Source organism: Paraplanobispora siamensis (assembly GCF_016863175.1).
Classification (GTDB): Bacteria; Actinomycetota; Actinomycetes; order Streptosporangiales; family Streptosporangiaceae; genus Planobispora; species Planobispora siamensis.
In genome coordinates, this window is the sequence record NZ_BOOJ01000040.1 from 48,667 (window position 1) to 70,403 (window position 21,737).

Here is a 21,737-nt window from a genome sequence, read left to right on the forward strand (position 1 = left end):
ATCAGGCCGGGCGCGGCGGGTGGGTGGCACGCTCGCTGAGCACGTAGGCGATGCCCGTATCGGGGTCGATGTCGCAGCCGGCGCGGAAGGCCTGCCGGTAGGCCGGCTCGCCCAGGGCGGCGCGCGCCTGTTCCTCGCACGCCTGGCGGGCGGTGACCCATTCGTGCACGCCGACCTGCGGCTGGCCCAGGGTCTCCCACAGCTGCTGGGCCAGGCCGAGCAGCCAGGCCGCCTGCTCGGCCCGGCCGGTGCCGGCCGCGGCACAGGCCAGCACGTCCACGGCCGTCGCGACGCCGACACGATCGCCCAGCCGGTGTTTGGCCGTCAACGCCGCCCGGGCGTGGGCGGCTGCGACGCCGAGCCGGCTGCGGGCCAGTTCCGCCCGGGCGAGCAGGATCTCGCTGTAGGCGCGGGCCCAGTGCTCGCCGTGGCGCTCACAGACCGTGCGCACCTGCTGCAATACGGCGATGGCCTCCTCGGTGCGGCCGACGGCGGTCAGCATCATGGCGCGGGCCTCCCAGGTCGAGACCAGCGGGAAGCTCAGCGCGTCCTCCCGCCAGGCGATCTCGGAGACGCGATGGCCGTAGACGGCCAGGGCCCGGATCGCATCGTCCAGCGCCGCCGCCGACAGGACCGTCATCAGGCCGTGCTCCCGCAGATCGGCATCGCCGAGTCGCTCGGCCGCGGTGACGGCCTCGGCGGCTCTGGCGTGGGCGCCCCGGCCGTCGCCCAGCACCACCAGGACCATGCCGCAGGCCCACAGGGCCTGGGTGCGCTGCGGGCTGAGCACGGTGTCGGCGGCCAGCGCCCGCTGCAGATAGTGCTGCCCCTCCTTGGGGAACCCGCAGCAGACCCACACGAACCACAGGTTGCCGGCCAGCTCCACCGCGCAGTGATCCTCAGGGTGGGTCAGAGCGAACTCCAGGGCGGCGCGCAGGTTGTCCAGCTCGGCGCCGACCCGGTCGTACCAGGAGTACTGGTCGGGGCCCATCCAGGCGGCGGAGCCCCGGCGGGCCAGGGCGCGGTAGTGGTCGCGGTGCCGGCACCGCAGCTCGTGCTCCTGGCCCAGGTGCCGCAGCCAGGAGGCGCCGTACTCGCGGATGGTGTCCAGCATCCGGTAGCGATCCGCCCCGCCGCCCGGCATCCGGGTCAGCAGGGACTTGTCGGCCAGGGCGTCCAGCAGCGCCGGGATCTGCCCGGCGGGCAGGTGGCCGTCGGCGCACACCCGCATCGCCGCGGACGCGTCGAAGGAACCGGCGAACACCGAGGCCCGGGCCCAGAGCAGGCGTTCGGCCGGGCTGCACCACTGGTGGCTCCAGCCGATCGCGGTGCGCAGGGCCTGGTGCCAGGGCGGGTCGGCGGCATAGACGTCCGGCTGGGTCTGCAGCGCGGCCAGGCGGTCCTTCAGCCGCACCGCCAGCTCCGGCACAGACCACTCACCCAGCCGGGCGGCGGCCAGCTCGATCGCCAGCGGCAGGCCCTCCAGCCTGCGGCAGATGTCCAGCACGGTGGAGCGGTTGTCCGCGGTGAGGGCGAAGCCGGGCACGACGGCGGCGGCCCGTTCGACCAGCAGCGCCACCGCGTCCCCGTCCCCGATCCCGTTCCCGCGCCCGGGCTCCGCTCTCAACCGGGCGGCTCCGGCCGGCGACAGGGCTCCGCCCGGCGACAGGGCTCCGCCCGCGTCTTCGCCGCCTGCGGGCACCGGCAGCGGCCCCACAGGCAGCACGTGCTCGCTCGGGGCACCCAGCGTCCGGCGGCTGGTGGCCAGGATGCGCAGGTTCGGCGCGGCCGCAAGCAACTGCTCGGCCACCGGTGCGCACGCCTCGATCAGGTGCTCGCAGGTGTCCCACACCAGCAGCAACTCCCGCTCGGCCAGATAGCCGGCCAGTGTCTCAAGGATCGGATCGGTGCTGGAGCTGACCAGGTACAGGGCCTCGGCGATGGCGTACGGCAGCGAAGAGCCCCTTCCCAGCGGCGACAGCGTCACCCACCACGCCCCGTCGGTCAGGCGCGGCGCCAGATCGACGGCGGCGCGCAAGGCCAGCCGGCTCTTGCCCACCCCGCCCGGCCCGGTCACCGTCACCAGACGCGAGCGTTCCCACAACCGCCCGAGCTCGGCCAGTTCGGCCTCCCGGCCGATCAGGCGGGTGGTCTCGGCAGGCAGGTTGCCGATCCCTTTCCGGTTCAGGGCCACGGCCATCACCTGCCCGGGTCGGATAGACCGCCCGGGCCGCGTCGCTCATCGCCGGGCACCGGGATGGTGATCTCCCCGCAGATGAGGGCGCGGCTGAAAGCGGTCAGCTTCAGATTGCGCGCGCGAGCGTGCTGGCGCAATAGCGTGAACGCCTCATCGGTGGACAGCTGCAGGCGCCCGGCCAGCACGCCCTTGGCCTGCTCGATCAGCACACGGCTGTCCAGCGCGAGCTGCAGTTGCTGGGTGAGGGTCTCCTGGTGGTGCAGTATGCGCCGGTGGATCAACCCGATCGCGGCCGCGTCGGCCAGGGTCTCGGCCCAGTCGACGGCCACGGCGCCCAGCGGGCCCGGGGCGGTGCTCAGCAGGCCGAGCGCGCCGATGGTCTGCCCGCGCCGGCCCAGCGGCAGCGCGTGCACCGCGGCGAAACCGGCCGCCACGGCGGCCGGGGCGAACAGCGGCCAGCAGCCGGCGGCGACCGTCAGATCCTCACTCCACGCCGGTCCTCGGCTCAGGTAGGCCTCCACGGCGGGTCCCTGCTGGTCGCGCAGCTGGACCACCCCCACCGCACGGGCCGACTCGCTGGAGGCGGCCACCATGCTGAGTGGGCCGACCGGGTCGGCCAGCAGTACCAGGCAGGCGCTCACCCCGGTCACCTCGGCTGCGTCGCAGGCGAGAGCGTCGAGGTAGTCGATGAGATCGAAGTCATCGGCCAAAGTGTCGACCAGCTCGATGAGAATCCGCCCTATCCGTGGCGTGGGCCACATCATCTCTCGTTCCCGACACGACCGGGGTCCGCCGACGCGCTGTCGGCTCTCGCGTCGGCGGACATGGGGTGGAAAAGGCTGCTACCCGTTTGGCGCGCGGGCAATCCTGGCAGAGCAGCACTACCAGGTCGTGCCCACTTCCATGTCGGCGTCGACGCCGTGGTCCATCCACTTCCTGATGGTGGCGGCCGTATCCGTGACCAGGGGCTCGTACAAGATGACTACGCGTTCCTCGGGGATCGGCACGACCCCCAGCGGGCCCTCGACGATCGCCCGCCAGCCCAGGTCGGACCCCGAGGGGCCGAACAGCGCCACAGGCCCGTCGTAGGGCTCGTGCCTGAACCGCCCGATCGCGTGGGCGTTGGCCCGGAACACCTCCAGATAGCGACGCGCCTGCTCCACATCGGCCGTGTCCGGCGGCAGCCGGTCGGCGGCCGCCGCCGCGCCCATCACAGCCAGCAGCCGCTGCTCCGGCTCCATCGCGCCGAGCTCCTCCCAGTCCACCTCCAGCGGCCCGCCGGCCAGCGCGTGGAACAGCAGCGCCCGCTCGTCGTCCAGGGTGGCGGCGATGACCGGCTCGTCGGCGTCGGAGTACATGAGCACGACCAGCGGCACCTGCTCACCGTCGGCGCGCAGGCGGCGGGCGACCTCGATCGCGATGTTGCCGCCGATGCAGAACCCGCCCAGCACGTAAGGCCCGTGCGGCCGTACCGCGCGCAGGTGGCTCAGGTAGTCCTCGATCATCTCGGCGAAGGAGCGGTGCGGCTGCTCGCCGGGCGCCAGCCCCTGTGCCTCCACGCCGTACACCGGCTGGTCGGCGCCGAGCCGGCGGGCCAGCGGGTGGTAGCGGAAGACCTGCCCGCCCAGCGCGTGGAAGAAGAAGATCGGCGTACGGTCCCCGCCGGGCTGCAGCGGCACGATCCGGCTCGCGCTGCCCATGTCGGCCGGCTGCCGCAGCACGTCGGCCAGCCTGGCCACGGTCGGCGCCGACAGGAACGCGGCCACCGGCAGCTCCCGGTCGAACTCCTTGCGTATCCGGATCGCCAGCCGCAACGCGATCAGCGAATGCCCGCCGAGCTCGAAGAAGTCGTCGTGCACGCCGACCGCCGTCAGCTCCAGCGCCTCCTCCCACAGCCGGGCCAGGTGCGCCTCGACCGGGTCGCGCGGCGGCACGTAGGAGGCGGCCCGGGAGGAGGCGGGCTCGGGGAGCGCGGCGCGATCCAGCTTGCCGTTGCGCGAGACCGGCAGGGCCTCCAGCCGGACGAAGTCCGAGGGCACCATGTAGCCGGGCAGCACCGCGGTCAGCCGCGCCCGCCAGTCGATCTCTTCACCGCTCACCACGTAGGCGACCAGCCGCGGCCCGTCCGCGCCCGGCCTGGCCACCACCACGGCGGCCTTGACCTCATCGAAGGCCAGCAGGGCCGACTCGATCTCGCCGAGCTCCACCCGCATGCCGCGGATCTTGACCTGGAAGTCGCTGCGCCCCAGGTACTCCACCTCGCCGTCCGGGCGCCAGCGGGCCAGGTCGCCGGTCCGGTACAGGCGGCCGCCGGAGCCGTAGGGGTCGGGGACGAACCGGTCGGCCGTCAGCCCCGGCTGCCCGAGGTACCCGCGGGCGAGCTGGACGCCTGCGATGTACAGCTCGCCCACCACGCCGATCGGGACCCGCTGCAGGGAGGCGTCCAGCACCTCCAGACGGCTGTTGGCGATCGGCACCCCGATCGGGACCGTGGGCTCGCCCGGCACGCACCGGTGCCAGGACACCTCCACCGTCGCCTCGGTCGGCCCGTACAGGTTGAGCAGCTCACCGCCGCGGAACCGGGCGGCCACGTCCGGCGGCAGCGCCTCGCCGCCGTTGACGACGCGCGGCAGCGGCGGCAGCCGGTCGCCCAGCTCCAGGAAGGCCGCCAGCATCGAGGCGACGAAGTGCACGTAGGTGACCTGCTCGGTGGTGATGAGCTCGGCCAGGTACTCCGGCTCCAGATGGCCGCCCGGCCGCGCCATCACCAGCCCGGCCCCGGCGATCAGCGGCGGGAACAACTCCGACACCGAGATGTCGAAGCCGTACGGCGTCTTCTGCAGGACGCGGTCCCGCGGGCCGAAGGCGAAGGTCTCCTGCCCCCACAGCAGCCGGTTGACCACCGCGCGATGCGAGACCCCCACGCCCTTCGGGCGTCCGGTGGTCCCGGAGGTGAAGAAGACATAGGCCAGCGCATCAGGCGAGATGTCCGGCAGGTCACTCAAAGCGGGCCCGTCCTGGTCGACCAGGATCGTCACCAGGCCGTCCGGCAGCCGGTCGGCCAGGTCGGCCGAGGTGACCACGTGCGTGGCGCCGGCGTCCTGCATCATCAGCCGCAACCGCTCGGTCGGATGGTCGACCTCGAGCGGGAGATAGGCGCCCCCGGCGGCCAGCACACCCAGCAGGCCGGTGGGCAGGTCGTGGCCGCGTTCCAGGAACACGCCCACCACCCGGTCCTGGCCGATGCCCGCCTCGCGCAGGACCCGCGCCAGCCGCAGCACCCGTGACGCGAGCTCGCCGTAGGTGCGCCACCGTCCCTCGAAGACGACCGCGGGCGCCTCGGGCGTGCGCCGCGCCTGGGCCAGCACCAGCTCGTGCACGGTCACCGGTGCGTAGTCGCGCGCGGTGGCGTTCCAGCTGTCGATCAGCGCCGCGTCGCCGCCGAGGAAGTCGTCGGCCGGTCGCGGATCGGCGCCCGGATCGGCGGCCAGGTGCGCCAGCGCGCGCAGGTAGTACCCGGCGATGCCGTCGGCCTGGACGTCGGAGAACTGGGCGCGGTCATACGACAGGACCAGCACCAGCGCACCCGACGGCTCCCGCGAGAAGCCCACGGTCATCGGGATGTCGGTCTGCTCGAAGTGGTCCTGTCCCTCCAGCGCCACCTGATCGGCGTCCGGAGCGCCCGCGTGATCGTCGGCCCGCTCGTCCGCGCCACGGAGCCTGCCGTACACGTGGAAGTCGCGGTAGTCGAAGGTGACGTCCAGCAGGGGCGTACGGCCGGCCAGCCGCTGGATCTCGAACAGCGGGAAGCGCCGGTGCGGAAGGAGCGCCACCTCGGCGGCGAACACCTCCTTGATCAGCTCACGCCAGGTGGGAGCGGTGAGGCTGTGCCGTACCGGAACGGTGTTGAGGAACAGGCCGAGCGCCTCCTCCGCGCCCTCGCTCTCCGGTCGGCCGTGCACGAGCATCCCGCTCAGGACGTCGGCGCGGCCGGTGAGCAGCGACACCACCCGCAGGTGTACGGCCAGCAGCACGGTGCGCACGGGCACCTGCTCCTCGCGGGCCACCTGCTCCAGCCGCGTCGTGAGCTCCCGGTCGAGCGGGGTGGCGTGGCTCCGCACGTCGGTCACGCCGTCGCGCGGGTAGCCGGGCAGGCGCGGCAGGCGGCTGTCCGGAGCGTCGGCGACCTGCCGCTCCCAGAAGGCGCGCGCCTCCTCCGAGGCCAGGACGGCCCGCTCGAGCGCGATCAGATCGCGGAAGGCGGCCGAGGGCGGCGGCATGGGCACGGCGAGGCCGCGCAGGCGGGCGGAGTAGCGTTCGAGCAGCTCGGTGACGAGGGAGGCCAGGCTCCAGCCGTCCAGGATCGCGTGGTGGAAGCTCACGCTCAGCGCGAACCTGGCCGGTTCCAGCAGGTGCACGCAGACCCGCAGCAGCGGCGGCCGGCTCCAGTCGAAGGGGCGGCGCTTCTCGGCCTCGCGCCAGGTGGCCAGGTCCTCGCCTGACTCGACGACCTCCAGCGGGATCGTGGCGGCGTCGTGCACGAGCTGCAGCGGTTCGCTGAAACCGGTGAGGTCGAAGCCGGTGCGCAGGATCGGATGACGCGCGACGAGGTCGGACAGCGTCGCCTCCATGGCCTCCCGGTCGAAGCGGCCGCGCACGGTCAGCGTGGTCAGGTCGTGGTAGGTGGAGGCGTCGAGCTCGCTGTGGAACAGCATCCCCGCCTGCAGCGTGGCCAGCGGGTAGGCGTCTTCGATCATGGGCGGGCACCTCGTAGCTTGGCGACGTCGGCAGGATCGAGCAAGGCGAACGGTTGCGGCACCGGGCCCACAGCCGGCCCTGAACATCGTCACCGTACTTTGCGATCTTCATAGCCCGCCAGATGTTTGCACCCTTTCGTCCGCAACTATCCGCTCGCCCGCCTGATGTCGTCGGCGCCTACCGGGCAGGGAGCCTGGGGTTCGGGCGGCGGCCAGGGCACGGTGTGGGCGGTGATCGCCGCGGCGATCAGCGCCACCACCGTGAACGGCACAGCGAAGTCATCGGCGGCGGTGGGGGCCCAGGAGCGCGCCGCCGGGGATCGGGCCGGGGGCGTCGTCGCCCGGACCGGTCATACCGTCACTCAACCACACCGGCACCCGCGGGTGTATCCGCCGGCCGGGGCTCATCCGGCATCCGCCCGGAGTCGCTACGTTCTGTTTTCTTTCCGTGTCATAGAGTAACCGAGGGGGTGGTTGTCTCCCCCGAGTGCGTGACGGCCGGGAAGCAGGGGGGCGACCGTGCCGGACCGGGAACGGGAGGCGACGCTGCTGGCGCTGCTGGACGGCGTCAGCGCGGCGCTCGGCGCCGGTGACGACCTGGAGTCGGCGGCCCGGGCGACGCTGCGTGCGATCCGCACGGCGACCGGCTGGACGCTGGGCCACATCTGGGTGCCGGAGGGCGGCAGCGGCTACTTCGTCTCCTCGGGGGCCTGGACGGGCGCGGTCAAGGAGTTCCCGCTGCTGTATCGGGCCACGGCCGTCACCCGGCTGGCGCCGGGTACCGACATCGTGGGCCGGGCCGCGGCCACCGGCAAGCCGGTGTGGTCGCGCGACATCACCCGTGACCCGTCGTTCGTGCGTGCCCGCCAGGGCGTGGATGCGGGGATCCGGACGGCGTTCGCGTTCCCCGTGATGACCGCCGACGGCGTGGCCTCGGTGTGGGAGTTCTTCTGCCGGCAGGAGACCGAACCGGACGAGATCCTGCTGCGGGTGATGGCGGGCCTGGGCCACCAGATGGGCCGGGTGATCGAGCGCCACCGCGCCCGTCAGGAGGCCGAAGCCGCCCGGACCCGGCTGGAGCAGATCATCGAGACGTTGGTGGAGGCCTTCGTGTCGGTCGACGCCGACGGGCGCGTCATCGGCTGGAACGCCGCGGCCGAGCGCGTGTTCGGGTTCGAGCGCGGTCAGGCCATCGGCATGGTCATGCACGAGACGATCATGCCGGTCCGCTACCGGGAGGCCTATCTGGCCGACCGGGCCCGCTTCCTGGCCAGCGGCCGATCCCGGCTGATGGGGCAGCGGCTGGAGTTGGCCGCGCTGCGTTCAGATGGCAGCGAGTTCCCGGCCGAGATGGTGTTCTGGGCCACCCGCCAGGCCGATGTCTGGATCTTCAACGCCTTCGTCCATGACATCACCGACCGCCGCCGCGCCGAGCAGGCGCTGCGCGAGGCCTACAGCCAGCAGCAGGCCGTGCTGGCGCGTCTTGAGGAGCTGGATCGGGCCAAGGATGAGTTCATCGACAGCGTCGGCCACGAGCTGCGCACCCCGCTGGCGGGCATCCTCGGCTATCTGGAGATCCTCACCATCGACAACGACGACCTGCCGGCCGGCCGGCGCCTGCAGATGCTGGGCGTCATGACCCGCAACGCGCTGCGGCTGCAGCACCTGGTCGAGGACCTGCTGGCGGTCACCGCCGACGGCGAGCTGGACATCACCCCGGCCCCGGTGGTGGTGGGCGAGGTCATCGCCGAGGCGGTGCAGGCGATGTCCGCCCGGGCGCGCTCCGGTGATCACCCCGTCCGGGTGCAGCTGGATGCCGAGCTGCCGGCCGTCCGGGCCGATCGGGCCCTGCTGGTGCGGGCGCTGGGCGCGCTGCTGTCCAACGCGGCCAAGTTCTCCGCCGCGGGCAGCCCGATCACGGTGTCGGCCTCGGCCGCCGATGCCGCCGTATCGATCTCCGTGCGCGATGTCGGCATCGGCATCGCCGCCGAGGATCTGCCGCAGGTGTTCGACCGCTTCTACCGCACCCGCTCCAGCGTCGAGGCCGCCGTGCAGGGCATCGGGCTGGGGCTGACCGTCGTCAAAGCCGTCGCCGAGGCCCACGACGGCACCGTAACCGCCACCAGTACTGCGGGTGAGGGCTCGACCTTCACCCTCACCCTTCCCTGCCCGCAGCCGGGATCCCGAGAAGGCCCGGCGTCCCGGGAAGGCTCGGGGCACTCCGAAAAATCTTGAAAAGATCTGCGGGCGTCTGTCGAAAACGCCCCGCCTCGTTCGCCGGGTATGCACGGGGCCGGATGAGCCGGCCCCGCCGACACGAGGTTGAACGACCATGACCCAGCAGCTCGCCCGCCCTCCTGCTCCTGGACCAGGACCGCAGCCGCTGGGACCGGCCGCTCATCCGGCGCGGCCTGGCCGCGCTGCGCCGTGCCGAGGAACTGGGCAGGCTGGGGCCGTACGGCCCGCAGGCCGCCATCGCCGCCTGCCACGCCCGCGCGCTCACCGCGCGTGAGACCGACTGGGAGGGCATCGCCGCGCCGTACCGCCTGCTGGCCCATCTGACGCCCTCGCCGATCGTCGAGCTGAACCGGGCGGTCGCGGTCGGCGTGGCCTACGGCCCCGAACGCGGGCGGGAGATCGCCGACGCGCTCAGGGACGATCGCGCCCTGCGCGACTACGTGCATCCGCCGACTGTCCGCGGGGAGCTGCTGGCCAAACTCGGCCGGGCCCGGGGAGGCCGCCGCCGAGTTCCGGCGCGCCGCCGAGCCGACCAGGAACGGGCGCGAGCGCGATCTGTTCCTGGAGCGCGCCGCCGCGCTGTCGGCGTGATGCCCGGTGAAGCCCGGGCCGCCGCAGGTCACGGCCTTGCGCAAGCGGGTGCGGGATACGGCGGAGCCGGGCCCTGCCCACTCGTGATCGATCTTGCGGGCGCACCGGGAGAGCGCTCAGCCGCCGGGCGCCGGGCACCGGCTCGCACCGGAGCTCCGCGGCCGGGACCGCCACCGCGAGGCGGGGGAAGCGGCCGAACAGCGCGCGAAGGGCCACCTCGCCCTCCAGCCTGGCCAGAGCGGCGCCTGGGCAGCAGTGCATGCCGTGGACGACGATTCCGAGATCGCGATCCGGGTGCGGGACGGGCGGATCGCCGCCATGGCCGACGGGCCCGGCGCGGGGTACGCGCTCGCGGCTCAGCGCGCCCTTCCGTGACCGGTCCACGGGACCGGGCGGGGCGGCCGGAAAAATTTGAGAAATCGGGCCGGCGGATGTCGAGAATGCTCCGGCGGCTCCGTCCCCGGGGCGGATCACGACAACGGACCCGGAGGGACGGCCATGCGAGCGAACGAGATCACCGAGATTCTGGACCGGCCGATCAGCCGGGAGCCGCTGGCACGTGACGTGGCCCGGCTGGCGTACGTGGGCAAGGACGGCACGCCCCGGAACGTCCCGATCGCGTTCACCTGGAACGGCTCGGAGGTCGTCATGTGCACCACGAAGAACGCCCTGAAGCTCCCGGCGCTGCGCGAGAATCCGATGGTCGCCCTGACGATCGACACCGAGGTGCACCCGCCCAAGATCCTGCTGATCCGCGGCCGGGCCGAGCGCGAGCGCGTCTGAACACGGTCCCGACCACACTGAACCGAGGAGAACATGATGGCCAAGTATCTGCTGCTCAAGCACTACCGGGGCGCCCCGGCAGCGGCCAACGACGTGCCGATGGACCAGTGGACGCCGGAGGAGATCTCGGCGCACGTGAAGTACATGGAGGACTTCGCGAGCCGCCTGGAGGAGACGGGCGAGTTCGTCGACGCCAGGGCGCTCTCCCCGGAGGGCACGTTCGTCCGCTACGACGGCGAGGGGCGGCCGCCGGTCACCGACGGCCCGTTCGCGGAGACCAAGGACCTGATCGCCGGCTGGATGGTGATCGACGTCGACAGCTACGAGCGGGCGCTCGATCTGGCCGCCGAGCTGTCCGCGGCCCCGGGCGCGGGTGGGAAGCCGATCCACGAGTGGCTGGAGGTACGCCGGTTTTTGACCGAGCCCCCGACCATCACGGAGTGACGCACGGTGGACGAGGCCCTGCTACGGACTCTCACGCCCACGGTGATCGGTGTTCTCGTCCGCCGCGGAGCCGACTTCGCGGCGGCCGAGGACGCCGTACAGGAAGCCCTGGTCGAGGCCCTGCGCGTGTGGGCGGACGATCCGCCGCGGGACGCCAAGGGCTGGCTGGTCACGGTGGCCTGGCGCAAGTTCCTCGACGCCGCCCGCGCCGACAGCTCCCGGCGGCACCGCGAGGAGCTCGTCGAGGCCGAGCCCGCCCCCGGCCCCGGCGAGGCGGCGGACGACACGCTCCGGCTGTACTTCCTGTGCGCCCACCCGTCCCTGACGCCGGCCTCGGCCGTCGCGCTCACACTGCGCGCGGTCGGCGGCCTGACCACGCGCCAGATCGCGCAGGCCCACCTCGTGCCGGAGGCGACCATGGCCCAGCGCATCAGCAGGGCCAGGCGGACCGTCTCGTCCGTCAGGTTCAACCAGCCCGGTGACGTGGCCACCGTGCTGCGCGTGCTCTACCTGGTGTTCAACGAGGGGCACGGCGGGGACGTCGACCTGGCGGGTGAGGCGATCCGCCTCACCCGCCAGCTCTTCGCCCTGACCGACGAGCCCGAGGTCGCGGGGCTGCTCGCGCTCATGCTGCTGCACCACGCGCGCCGCGCTTCCCGCACCGGCCCCGGAGGCCGCCTGGTTCCGCTCGCCGATCAGGACCGGTCGCGCTGGGACACCCGCCTGATCGCCGAGGGGGTGACGATCCTGCAGGCGGCGCTGGCCCGCGACCGGCTGGGCGAGTACCAGGCGCAGGCCGCGATCGCCGCCCTGCACGCCGACGCCCCGAGCACCTGCGAGACCGACTGGGTGCAGATCGTGGAGTGGTATGACGAGCTGCTGCTCCTCACCGGCAGTCCGGTCGTACGGCTCAACCGCGCGGTGGCGGTCGGCGAGGCCGACGGGCCGCAGGCGGGCCTGGCGGCACTGGCCGGGGTGAGCCCCGGCCTGCCCCGTTACGCCGCGGTACAGGCCTACCTGCTCGAACGCGCCGGCGACCTCGGGCAGGCCGCCGAGCTGTACGCCGAGGCCGCCCGCGCGGCGACCAGCCTGCCGGAGCGCGACCATCTCACCCGCCAGGCCGCCCGGGTGCGGCAACTGCTGCAGGAGTGAGTACGGCCCGCCCCGGCGACTGCATACAGAAAGTAAATGATCGTTTATGGGGAAATGTGTAGGCAGAGCGGCCCGTAGGTAGATCTCGCGAGGAGCCCGCCCCGGCGTGAACCGCGGTCAGAACGTGGCGATCGGGTTGACCGGGCTGCCGGACGTACCGGCGAAGCGGACCGGCGCGACCGCGAGGTGGAAGTCCCACTGGCCGAGCTCGGCAGCCGTCGTCGCGCACGCCTCCAGGTCGCAGTTGTCGAGCATCCACAGACCCATCGCGACGAGGCTCACGGCGTGCACCGGCATCAGCACGTCGTCGTACCCCGACGGCTGAACGTCCTGGGGGGTGTCGGCGCCGATCAGCGCGACCTGCCGTTCGTGCAACCACGGCAGGCAGGACGCGTGCCAGCCGGCCTGCGTGAAACCGCCGGCCGGACCGGTCTCGTGCCGGGCTCGGCCATAGCCGGTGCGCAGGAGCACCGCGTCGCCGGGTCGCACCCGCACCCCCTGGCGGCGCTCGGCCTCCTCCAGATCGTCGGGGAACACCCCCTGCCCCGCCTCCAGCCACGGCACATCCCGAACCCTCGCGACATCCAGCAGGACGCCACGCGTGACGATCCCGTTGGCCGCCGCCGTGACGGCCGCCCACGCCGATCCCGTCGCGGCGCCGACCAGCGAGTGCGAGCGCCCGTTGTAGGTCTTGCCGTCCCAGAAGATGTGGCACGGCGAGTCGAGGTGGGTGACGGTGTTGCCGTGGAAGGTGATGCCGAGCCGTTCGGTCGAGAAACCCCAGCGCCGGTCGTTGCGGAACCCGGGCGCCGGCATGTTCTCGGCCCCCGGCATGTCGGCGGCGCACGGGCACGTCGTCGTCGACCGCTCCATGTCCTCGGGTGCGGCGACCTCCCAGGCGCACGACACGCTCCTGCCGTGGCGTACGGCCCGCGCCGCCGCCAGCCGGACGTCGTCGGTGATGTGGTTCAGAGTGCCGAGCTCGTCGTCGTCGCCCCACCGTCCCCAGTTCGACAGCGTGTCGAAGTACCCGAGCACGTCGTCCTGTGTGGGCGTCGGTCGCTCCGCCGTCATCCCAGCATCGACTCCTCCGGTCACGCGGTTCGAGGCACCGAAGGCAAGGTATCCCACCCTCTCCTCTGACACGGCCTCCCGAGTCGTCATCTTGTGTCTACCGGGTGTGGGTCGTCGGCAGGGGGCGAGGCGGTGAGGCGGGCCGTCAGCGCCGCCTTGACGGCCGGCCATTCGGCGGCGATCACGGAGAACATGGCCGAGTCGCGCAGCCGGCCGGTCTCGCCGGGCGCCCACGAGGGGGACGCATTGCGCAGCACGCCCTCGAAACGCGCCCCGAGACGCTCGATCGCCCGGAGGGACCTCTGGTTTCGGGCGTCGGTCTTGAGGTCGACGCGGGCCACGCCCAGTGTCTCGAAGGCGTGGGTGAACAGAAGCAGCTTGGCCTCGGCGTTGATTCCGGTGCCTTGCGCGGTGGCCGCCAGCCAGGTCCAGCCGATCTCGATGGCGTACAGCTCGGCCCGGCCCGGCCACGGGCGCGGGTTCCAGAACGCGGTGCATCCCACCGCCATGTCGTCCCGGACCCGGATCTGGGCGAACGGGGTCAGCCCGTCGAGGCCGAGCTGGACGCGCAGATGCTCCTCCATCCCGGCTGCGCGGGGGACCGTCGTGAAGCCGTAGGAGGAGCGTTCCTCCTCGGCCGCCCGCGCCAGGTCCGGAGCGTGCCGCATCGCCAGCGGCTCCAGCCGGACGCGCGATCCGTGCAGCACGGGAACATCGAGCCGGGGGGTCATGGCACCGTCCTCGTCGGTCTTCGGTGTCGGCGCCTTCCCGCAGGGAGGCCACCGGGTCGTCATCGGGCCGGGTCGCCCGGATCCTCCGGCCGAGGGTCCGTGCCCGATCGGAGGCTACTCGCGCTCGACCCTGCGCAGCCCCTGCGCGGGCGTCCACCACTCCACGACGAGCATCGTGGCCTTCTCGTCGAGGTGGGTGTGCACGACCTCGGTGATGTCGGCCTGGAACCGGTCGCCTTCCGATCCCTCGGTGGTCGCTCCGGCGAAGACCGCCCGGCCGGAGATCTTCGCCTCGCCCGGCCACTGCGCCTCGGAGCCCTCGACCGGGTCGACCGTGGCGCTGTGCAGGGCGAAACGCGGATCGCGGCGGAGATCCGCGCCCTTGCGCGAGTTCGGCATCGAGCCGAAGACCAGTTCGCCGTCCTCGAAGGCCGCCTCGATCCCGGAGATCCGCGGCGACCCGTCGGCTCGCACGGTGGCGATCGTCTTGTGCCTGCGGGCGTCGAACAACGCCCGCACGCGCTGCGCGAACTCCGGCTCCGTCTGTTCGATCTCATGCCACGCCGTCATACGCCCATGATGCACCGGCGGATCCGACGCGTCCCGCCTCTGCCCGGAACACGAGTCACCTCCTGCTCGGCGTCGAGCCGGACTCCGCCGGAGTGACCGCCGCCCGCGGGGCGCTCCACGCCAGCAGCACGCGCAGGGCGTCGTGGGACGGGGTGCCCGGCCGGGCGGCGCGCGGCGGCCGGGCCAGGCGGTGCAGATGCAGGGTCTCGTCCGCGTCCAGCAGCGGCAGGGCCTTCTGGATCGTGAAGAACACCCCCTTGAGGTTGACGTCGACGGTGTGGTCGAAGTCCTTCTCGGTGACCTCGTCGCCGCGCTGGAACACTCCGACGCCGGCGTTGGCGAACACCCCGTCCAGACGCCCGTGACGTTCCCGGATCAGGAGGGTCAGCCTGTCGAGATCCGGGAGACTGGCGGCGTCCGCCCGGACCGCGAGCAGACGGGAACCGTCCCCGCCGGAGGCGCGCAGCTGCTCGGCGGCGCGGCCGAGACGGGCGTCGTCCCGGCCGGTGATGATCACGTGGGCGTCGCCGCCGGGGAGCAGACGCGCGGTGGCCAGGCCGATTCCGCCGGTCCCGCCGGTGATCAGCACAACTCGGCCGTGGAAGGCGGCCGCATCGATGTGGTCGTCGGTCATGTCGACAGCCTCGCCACCGGGCCCGCGACCGGCCAGGTCCGGACCAACCCGGGTCCCCCGGGGCCGCCCGCCGCGGTCAGGCGGCGCCGCTGTGGGCCGGCCAGGCTGTGTCGTCGACGGCCAGCCATGGTTCGTCGACCGAGGCCGTGGGGGGCGCCGCGGTGAACGCGCGGACGTCGCGGTGGAGGTGGGACTGGTCGGCGTAGCCGCCGTCGGCGGCCACCCGGGCGGGGGCGTGTCCGCCGGCCAGGCGGTGGATGGCGTGGTCGAAGCGGACCAGCATGGCGGCGCCCTTGGGCGTCGGGCCGATCTGCGCGGCGAAGCGTGACCACAGACGCTGGCGGCTCCAGCCGGTGCGGGCGGCGAGGTCGCCGACGCGGACCCGGCCCCGGGTGGCGACGATGCGGCGCCAGGCGAAGGCGACCTCGGGGTCGATCACGCGATCCGCCCGGAGCCGGCGGGACAGCGTCGTGTGGATGAGCGCGAAACGTTCCGGCCAGGTCCGCGCGTGGTGAAGCCGCTCCCGGATGCGCTCCGCGTCGCGGCCCCACAGATCGTCGAGGGCGACCACGGTCCCGGTCAGCTCCGCCGACGGGACGCCCAGTACGGCGGGCACGACGAGGGGGGACAGGCGGATCTGCACGCACTCGGCGGACTGGACGTGCACGTCGACCGCGCCCGGCAGGAGCCCGACGGCCATGCTGCCCGACCATCTCCGGCCCGCCGCGTGGACGTCGAACGCGCGCCCCCCGGACTCGACGGCCACGGCGACGGCCGGGTGGGGGATGGCCCGCATGGCGAGCGGGCCGTCACCGCGATAGGAGAATCCGGCCATGTCGACGCCGGGCAACGCGCTCGTCCGTGCCGGCCGCGAGATCTCCCACGGAAGGGCCGGAGCCGTCTGTGCCAAGTCCGGTCGCACGTACGGACCATACGAACCCTCCGGCGGCCCGATCAACCACGAGCGGGGGCTGACATTTCTCCAAGACGCGTCACGCCCGCGGCCGTGAGGATGGCGCCGGCATCGCGGATCGACCGACGGAGGCGTCATGGACGAGATCACCACCTCGAATCACCCGCACGCGGAGCCGCGAGAAGGCGGCACGAGCGCCGGGTCCGGAGAGAACCTTCACGTCGTGCGCAGCGGGCCGCCCGGCGCGCCCACCGTGGTGCTCCTGCACGGCCTGGCCGGCTCGACGGCGTGGTGGGACCCGGTGCTGCCGGCGCTGCGGGACCTGCATGTGGTGCGCGTGGACCTGCTCGGGCACGGCAGATCGGCCAGACCGCCGGGTGGGTACGGCATCGCCGAGCACGCGCGCAGGGTCGGGGCCGTGCTAGACCGGCTCGGGGTGCGCCGCGCGACCCTCGTCGGGCACTCCACCGGCGGCATGGTCGCCACGTCACTGGCCGAGCAGCGGCGCGACCTGGTGAAGGCGATCGTGCTGATCGGCACCGGCCCGCGGGCGGACGCGTACATCGGCGACAGCCTGATCAGCCGCCTGCTCCCCGTGTCGTGGGTGGGCCGGCTGATCTGGGGGCTTCGTAACGACAACACGATCCGCGGCGCCCTCGGCACCGCGTTCACCCGCGAGGTGGCGATCCCCGACCAGATCGTCACCGACGTCCGGGACATGCCGTACCACAGCGTCATCGCGACCTCCCAGGCGTCGGACGCGTTCCTCGCGGAACGGCCCGTGCCCGACCGGCTCGCCGGCCTCGGCCTCCCCGTCCTGGTGATCTTCGGCTCCCGGGACCGGCGATGGCAGCCGTCCTCCGCCCAGGACTACCGCCGGGTCCCGCAGGCACGCATCGAGATCCTCGACGAAGTCGGCCACACGCCCATGTTCGAAGATCCCGGCACCACCGCGGCGCTCATACACGGCTTCGCCGCCACCGCATCACACTGACCGCGCGGTTCAAGGGCGGCGCAGGGGTGGGCGGGTGGTCCAGGTGGCCCAGCGCCAGAGCCATTCGAGGGGGCCCTGGCGATAGCGGCGCAGCCAGAGGGTGGACAGCAGCCACTGGGGGAGGAGGACGGCTCCGGCGATCAGGAGAACCGTCGACGAGGACCAGCCGTCCGGTGAGCCGCCGATGAGGCGGGCGGTCACCAGGACGAGGACGGTGGCGGACAGATAGTTGGTCAGCGCCATCCGGCCCAGCGGGGCGAAAACTCCCTGGAGCAGCGACCGGAGCGGTGTTCTGAGCAGGAGCAGTACGGCGCACACGTAGGCGCCGGCCATCAGCAGTCCGGCGAGGGCGAACCAGGAGCCGAAAGCGCCCGTCCCGCCGTCCCCGGACTCGATCTGCAGCCACAGGGCCGGTACCGCCCCCGCCGTGAAGGCCAGGCCGAGCACGGCCGGGACGCGGGTGGAGCGCTCGATCCGGTCGGTCACGCCGTACCGGGTCAGCGCCGAGCCGAGCAGGAACAGTCCGGGTACCAGGGGGATGCCGTTGCTGCCGAGGATCGGCGGCAACGCGATGAGGACCGCGGCGAGTCCCGCGACGGCCCACCGCGGCAGCCAGGTCGAGGGCAGCAGCACCAGCAGGCCGACGACGGCGTAGACGGTCAGGATGTCGCCCCGCCACAGCAGGAACATGTGCGCCAGGCCCAGGGCGAGCAGCGCCAGGAGCCGGCGCAGCAGGAGCAGCCGGGGGTTGGGGACGCGATCCGCGGCGGAGGCCAGCAGCAGCGAGAAACCGATGCCGAACAGCAGGGAGAAGATCGGGAAGAACCGCTGGTCGACGAACATCCCCAGCCAGGCGTCGCCCTGACCCGTCGTCACCACGGGCTGCACGGCCGGCGCGGCGCCGCCCATGTGGGCGATCGGTTTGATGTTGGCCAGCAGGATTCCGCACAGGGCGAACCCGCGGATGACGTCGAGTGCGGCGATGCGGGGGCGGGAGGCAGAACGCGGCCGCTCTTGAGCGGTGGCGCGCCGGACCCGCTGCGCCGCGGGGAACTCTTCACGTGACATGAGGACACATCCTGCGAGCCCGGGCCCGCGGCGGCACGGGTCGAAAGCAGGGTTCGCAGCGGGCCGGATCATACTTTCGGCCGGTTCGGGAGAAAGGACCGGCGGCCTAGCCTGAAGCGCGTGAACGGCCGGGATCGACTGGACGGGCGCCCGGCGGGGGCCGGGTTCCGCGGTGTGCGCATGGTGTCCGAGGCCGGGCTCGGGGTCGTGTCCGCCGGGCTGCTGGCCTTCTGGGCCTACCGGGTCGCCGGCAGCTGGGGCGGCGGTTACTGGTGGTTCGGGTGCGCGGCCGGGGCGGTCGTGTGCGGGCTCGCGCTGGTACGGCGGCGCGGCCGGGCGTGGGCGGCGCTCGCGGGGCTGGCCGTCGCGGTGGTCGCCGTCCTGGCCTCCCGGGCCGCCGGGCTGCCGGCCGAGCCGGGCCCGGCCATGGCGCTGGCCCTGTCCGTACTGGTCGGATCGGCGGTCAGAGCCCTCCCGGCCCTTACGGCCTGCGCCGTCGCGGCAGGCGGGCTCGCGGTGACCGCCTGCACCCTGCTGACCGCCCACCCGTCCGCCTCCTCCCCGCCGCCCGTGACGGCGCTGAACGCCGGTACGTGGCTCGCCGGGGTCGTGATCGGGCTGGGCGTACGGCTGCGGACCGCCCGCCGCCGGGCCGTGGCCGAGGACGTACGGCGCCGCGAGCGTCTCCGGCTCGCCAGGGAACTGCACGACGTCGTCGCCCACCATGTCACCGGCATCGTGCTCCAGGCCCAGGCCGCCCAGGTCCTCGTCCGCAGGCAGCCGGACCGGGTGGGCGGCTCCCTGTCGGGCATCGAGAGCGCAGGTTCCGACGCGCTGGCCGCCACCCGCCGCCTCGTCGGCCTGCTGCGCGAGGCCGACCCGCCCGCGCCGCCCCGCGAGAGCCTCGCCGACCTGGTCGAGCGCTTCAACCGGCCCGAAGCCGGCCTCGGAGACGGGCCTGAAGACGAGTGTGAAGACGGACGTGAAGCCAGACGTGAAGCCGGACGTGGAGCCGGACCCGAAGTGCGGCTGAGCCTGCCCGGTGACGGCGAGGACGAGTTCTCCTGGCCGCCCGAGGTGAGCAGCACCGTCTACCGGGTGGTCCAGGAGTCGCTGACGAACGTCGCCCGCCACGCCCCGCACGCCCGCCGGGTCGAGGTCACCGTCACCCGGCGGCACGACACGATCACCGTGGAGGTCTGCGACGACGCCCCGCCCGCCCAGGCACGGTTCCACCGTCGAGGCGGGTACGGCCTGCTCGGCATGCGCGAACGCCTGGAGGCCCTGGACGGCACGCTCCGCGCCGGTCCGCGCCCGGGGCCGGAGCCGGGCGGATGGTCGGTGCTCGCCACCCTGCCGCTGCCCGCCCGATCACCTGCCCGCCGGCCTGCCCGGACCGCCGGTGACCGTACCGGAGAGCGGCCGTGACCATCCCGGAACGCCGATGGCCGCCCCGGAGACCGGCCGTGATCTTCGCAGGACGCCGGCGGCCGTCCCGGGAATCGGCCGCGACCATCCCGGAAGGGCCGGTGACGACCCGGCGGAGGCGCCCATGACGATCAGCGTCCTGCTGGCCGACGACCAGGCGATGGTGCGTGCCAGCCTGCGCGTCATCCTCGAGGACCACCCCGGCATCACCGTCGTCGCCGAGGCCGCCGACGGCCACGAGGCGGTCGCCCTGGCCCGGCGGCTGCGCCCGGACGTGTGCCTGGTCGACGTCCAGATGCCCCGCCTCGACGGCATCGAGGTCACCCGCGCCCTGGCCGGGCCAGGCGTGCCCGACCCGCTCCGGGTGGTCGTGGTCACCACGTTCGACCTCGACGAGTACGTCTACGGCGCGCTCCGCGGCGGCGCCGTCGGCTTCGTGCTCAAGGACGCCGGACCGGACCTGCTGGTGGAGGCCGTACGGGCGGCGCACGCCGGGGACGCGCTCATCTCCCCGGCGGTCACCCTGCGGCTGCTGCGCCACGTGACCTCCCGCGGCGTCCCGGCTGCCCGCCCGCCGGGGCAGCCGCTGTCGGAGCGGGAGACCGAGGTCGTGCGGGCGATCGCCAGAGGCCGTACCAACCAGGAGATCGCCGCCGAGCTGTTCATCTCGCTCAGTACGGTCAAAGGCCACGTCTCCGCCGTCCTGACCAAGCTCGGCGCCCGCAACCGGGCCGAGATCGTCGCCTGGGCCTGGGAGAGCGGCCTGATGACCGCCTGAGGCGTCCGGAGACCGTACGCGCCGGACCCCCGATTCCCGTTGACTTTGTCGCAAGCTATGGCGCAACATATTGGTACAAAGCTTGCGACAAAAGGAGGGGGCATGGCTGACACATCCATATCCGACGGCGCGCCGCAACCGGCGGACATCCGATGGGCCGGGACCTGGCTGCAGCGGCACGGCCTGGGCGACGGTCCGCCGACGCCGCTGCTGACCGCGCGCCTGGCGGTGCGGGGGCGGGTGCGGGTGCTGGACAGCGTCCTGCAGGCCGTACTGATCATCGCGGCCTCCCTGGCGCAGGTCGCCGCTCTGCCGAAGCCCGCCGACCGGTCGGTGCCGGTGCTGGTGCTGAGCGTGCTGGTCGTCGTGCTGTTGCTGGCCCGGGCGCTGCTGGACGCCTGGGTACGGCGCGTCGACCGGCGGGCCGGGGCGGCGCTGGCCCGGCGTGCGACCCATTCGATGCAGCCCGGCCTGTGGACTCTGCTCGGATGGCCCTACGTCGTTCTGGCGGGCGCCACCTTCGCCGGCGCGTTCGCGCTGGGGGTGAGCGCGCTGGCCGTCGCCGAGGGCATCGCACGGCACGCGGCCGTCGTGCTGCTGGTCGCCGTGACCGGGGTCGCCCTCGGTGTGGCCCTGCAGCTGCGCGAGATACTCGCCCGGCCGGTCGTGGCCGAGGACGAGGCCTCGCTGACGGCCGACGTCGTCATGCGCATCGAGGACGCACGCGAGAGCGCCGTGCCGACCGTGCTGTGGTCGCTGCCGGTGGTGCTGCTGTTCGGGTTCATGTCCGGGTGGTGGAACGCCGCCTCGATGGCCTTCGTGGTGCTGGGGGCGCTCGCCTTCATCGCCGTGCGGGTCAGGGCGCCGTCGTGCGCAGCCACGGCGCGTCAGGCGGTGGGCCTTCGATGATCGTCATCGATGCGAATTCGCCGGTGCCGCCGTTCGAGCAACTGCGGGCCCAGCTCGCCCGGCAGATCCAGGACCGCACGCTGGCCGTGGGCGCCCGGCTGCCGACCATCCGCCGGCTCGCGGCCGACCTGGGCCTGGCCGTCAACACGGTCGGCCGGGCCTACCGGGAACTGGAGGAGGCCGGGCTGATCGAGACCCGGGGGAGGGCGGGCTCGTTCGTGTCGGCCGCCGGCGAGCAGGCCCGCGAACGGGCCCGCCGGGCCGCCGCCGACTACGCGGCCGTCGTGGCCAGCATCGGCCTGGACGAGAGCGAGGCGCTGTGCATCGTGCAGGCGGCCCTGAGATCCGGCGGCGCCGCGGCCTCCGCCTCGTTCTGACCCGGCGGCGGTGGGAGACGCGGGAGCGGTACGAGATCCGGGGCGGCGCATGGGCCGGCGGCGGTCCGGGATCCGGCGGCGGTCCGGGATCCGGGGGCG

Annotated in this window: 19 protein-coding genes; 9 read left to right on the top strand and 10 right to left on the bottom strand. The window is 73.3% G+C overall.

Annotated features, from left to right (window positions below):
* Window position 1 precedes the first annotated feature (1 nt).
* The 4 genes from Psi01_RS24360 to Psi01_RS44165 all read right to left on the bottom strand — a co-directional run bounded on the left by Psi01_RS24360 (window position 2) and on the right by Psi01_RS44165 (window position 7,226).
* Window positions 2-2,194, bottom strand: coding sequence for an ATP-binding protein (locus Psi01_RS24360; protein WP_204066407.1), 2,193 nt, complete (start codon window positions 2,192-2,194; stop codon window positions 2-4).
* Between the two features lie 5 nt (window positions 2,195-2,199).
* The gene (locus Psi01_RS24365) at window positions 2,200-2,907 is read right to left on the bottom strand and encodes a GAF and ANTAR domain-containing protein (RefSeq protein WP_204066408.1); all 708 of its coding nucleotides are present in this window, start codon (window positions 2,905-2,907) and stop codon (window positions 2,200-2,202) included.
* A gap of 171 nt (window positions 2,908-3,078) precedes the next feature.
* Complete coding sequence (locus Psi01_RS24370) at window positions 3,079-6,954, bottom strand: non-ribosomal peptide synthetase (protein WP_204066409.1); 3,876 nt, start codon at window positions 6,952-6,954, stop codon at window positions 3,079-3,081.
* Window positions 6,955-7,100: 146 nt separating this feature from the next.
* Window positions 7,101-7,226 carry a hypothetical protein gene (locus Psi01_RS44165; RefSeq protein ID WP_275424593.1) on the bottom strand — a complete coding sequence of 42 codons (126 nt, stop codon included), beginning with the start codon at window positions 7,224-7,226 and terminating at the stop codon, window positions 7,101-7,103.
* A gap of 247 nt (window positions 7,227-7,473) precedes the next feature.
* On the opposite strand from Psi01_RS44165, the gene Psi01_RS24375 reads away from it, so the two are divergent.
* From Psi01_RS24375 to Psi01_RS24390, 4 genes are all read left to right on the top strand, one after another.
* A complete protein-coding gene (locus Psi01_RS24375) occupies window positions 7,474-9,189 on the top strand; it encodes a sensor histidine kinase (protein WP_204066410.1) in 1,716 nt (571 codons plus the stop codon).
* A 1,092-nt stretch (window positions 9,190-10,281) separates the two neighbouring features.
* Window positions 10,282-10,566 (top strand): pyridoxamine 5'-phosphate oxidase family protein, encoded by a 285-nt coding sequence (locus Psi01_RS24380; protein ID WP_204066411.1) that lies wholly within the window; start codon window positions 10,282-10,284, stop codon window positions 10,564-10,566.
* A gap of 36 nt (window positions 10,567-10,602) precedes the next feature.
* Window positions 10,603-11,010, top strand: a complete 408-nt coding sequence (locus tag Psi01_RS24385; protein WP_204066412.1) for a YciI family protein — start codon at window positions 10,603-10,605, stop codon at window positions 11,008-11,010.
* A gap of 6 nt (window positions 11,011-11,016) precedes the next feature.
* Complete coding sequence (locus tag Psi01_RS24390; protein WP_204066413.1) at window positions 11,017-12,162, top strand: RNA polymerase sigma factor; 1,146 nt, start codon at window positions 11,017-11,019, stop codon at window positions 12,160-12,162.
* Window positions 12,163-12,279: 117 nt separating this feature from the next.
* On the opposite strand, the gene Psi01_RS24395 is transcribed toward Psi01_RS24390, so the two are convergent.
* The 5 genes from Psi01_RS24395 to Psi01_RS24415 form a co-directional block, all read right to left on the bottom strand.
* Entirely contained in the window at window positions 12,280-13,236 is a 957-nt protein-coding gene (locus Psi01_RS24395; protein ID WP_204066414.1) for a cyclase family protein, read from the bottom strand.
* 86 nt (window positions 13,237-13,322) lie between these two features.
* On the bottom strand, window positions 13,323-13,967 hold the full coding sequence (locus tag Psi01_RS24400) for a GNAT family N-acetyltransferase (protein WP_204066415.1): 645 nt from the start codon (window positions 13,965-13,967) through the stop codon (window positions 13,323-13,325).
* Window positions 13,968-14,081: 114 nt separating this feature from the next.
* Window positions 14,082-14,537, bottom strand: a complete 456-nt coding sequence (locus tag Psi01_RS24405) for a pyridoxamine 5'-phosphate oxidase family protein (protein WP_204066416.1) — start codon at window positions 14,535-14,537, stop codon at window positions 14,082-14,084.
* A 55-nt stretch (window positions 14,538-14,592) separates the two neighbouring features.
* On the bottom strand, window positions 14,593-15,171 hold the full coding sequence (locus Psi01_RS24410) for an SDR family NAD(P)-dependent oxidoreductase (protein WP_204066417.1): 579 nt from the start codon (window positions 15,169-15,171) through the stop codon (window positions 14,593-14,595).
* Between the two features lie 76 nt (window positions 15,172-15,247).
* The gene (locus Psi01_RS24415) at window positions 15,248-16,093 is read right to left on the bottom strand and encodes an AraC family transcriptional regulator (RefSeq protein ID WP_239127981.1); all 846 of its coding nucleotides are present in this window, start codon (window positions 16,091-16,093) and stop codon (window positions 15,248-15,250) included.
* Window positions 16,094-16,220: 127 nt separating this feature from the next.
* Between Psi01_RS24415 and Psi01_RS24420 the strand changes: the two genes are divergently transcribed.
* Window positions 16,221-17,078: an alpha/beta fold hydrolase gene (locus Psi01_RS24420; RefSeq protein ID WP_204066418.1), complete on the top strand. Its 858-nt coding sequence runs from the start codon at window positions 16,221-16,223 to the stop codon at window positions 17,076-17,078.
* Between the two features lie 9 nt (window positions 17,079-17,087).
* Here Psi01_RS24420 and Psi01_RS24425 read toward each other — a convergent pair whose 3' ends face one another.
* On the bottom strand, window positions 17,088-18,146 hold the full coding sequence (locus Psi01_RS24425; RefSeq protein WP_204066419.1) for a DUF418 domain-containing protein: 1,059 nt from the start codon (window positions 18,144-18,146) through the stop codon (window positions 17,088-17,090).
* A gap of 120 nt (window positions 18,147-18,266) precedes the next feature.
* Between Psi01_RS24425 and Psi01_RS24430 the strand changes: the two genes are divergently transcribed.
* The 4 genes from Psi01_RS24430 to Psi01_RS24445 all read left to right on the top strand — a co-directional run bounded on the left by Psi01_RS24430 (window position 18,267) and on the right by Psi01_RS24445 (window position 21,638).
* Complete coding sequence (locus Psi01_RS24430) at window positions 18,267-19,574, top strand: sensor histidine kinase (protein ID WP_239127982.1); 1,308 nt, start codon at window positions 18,267-18,269, stop codon at window positions 19,572-19,574.
* A gap of 124 nt (window positions 19,575-19,698) precedes the next feature.
* A complete protein-coding gene (locus Psi01_RS24435) occupies window positions 19,699-20,352 on the top strand; it encodes a response regulator (RefSeq protein WP_204066420.1) in 654 nt (217 codons plus the stop codon).
* A 102-nt stretch (window positions 20,353-20,454) separates the two neighbouring features.
* A complete protein-coding gene (locus Psi01_RS24440; protein WP_204066421.1) occupies window positions 20,455-21,261 on the top strand; it encodes a hypothetical protein in 807 nt (268 codons plus the stop codon).
* Window positions 21,258-21,638: a GntR family transcriptional regulator gene (locus Psi01_RS24445; protein WP_204066422.1), complete on the top strand. Its 381-nt coding sequence runs from the start codon at window positions 21,258-21,260 to the stop codon at window positions 21,636-21,638. Before Psi01_RS24440 ends, Psi01_RS24445 begins: the two co-directional genes overlap by 4 nt.
* Window positions 21,639-21,737 lie beyond the last annotated feature (99 nt).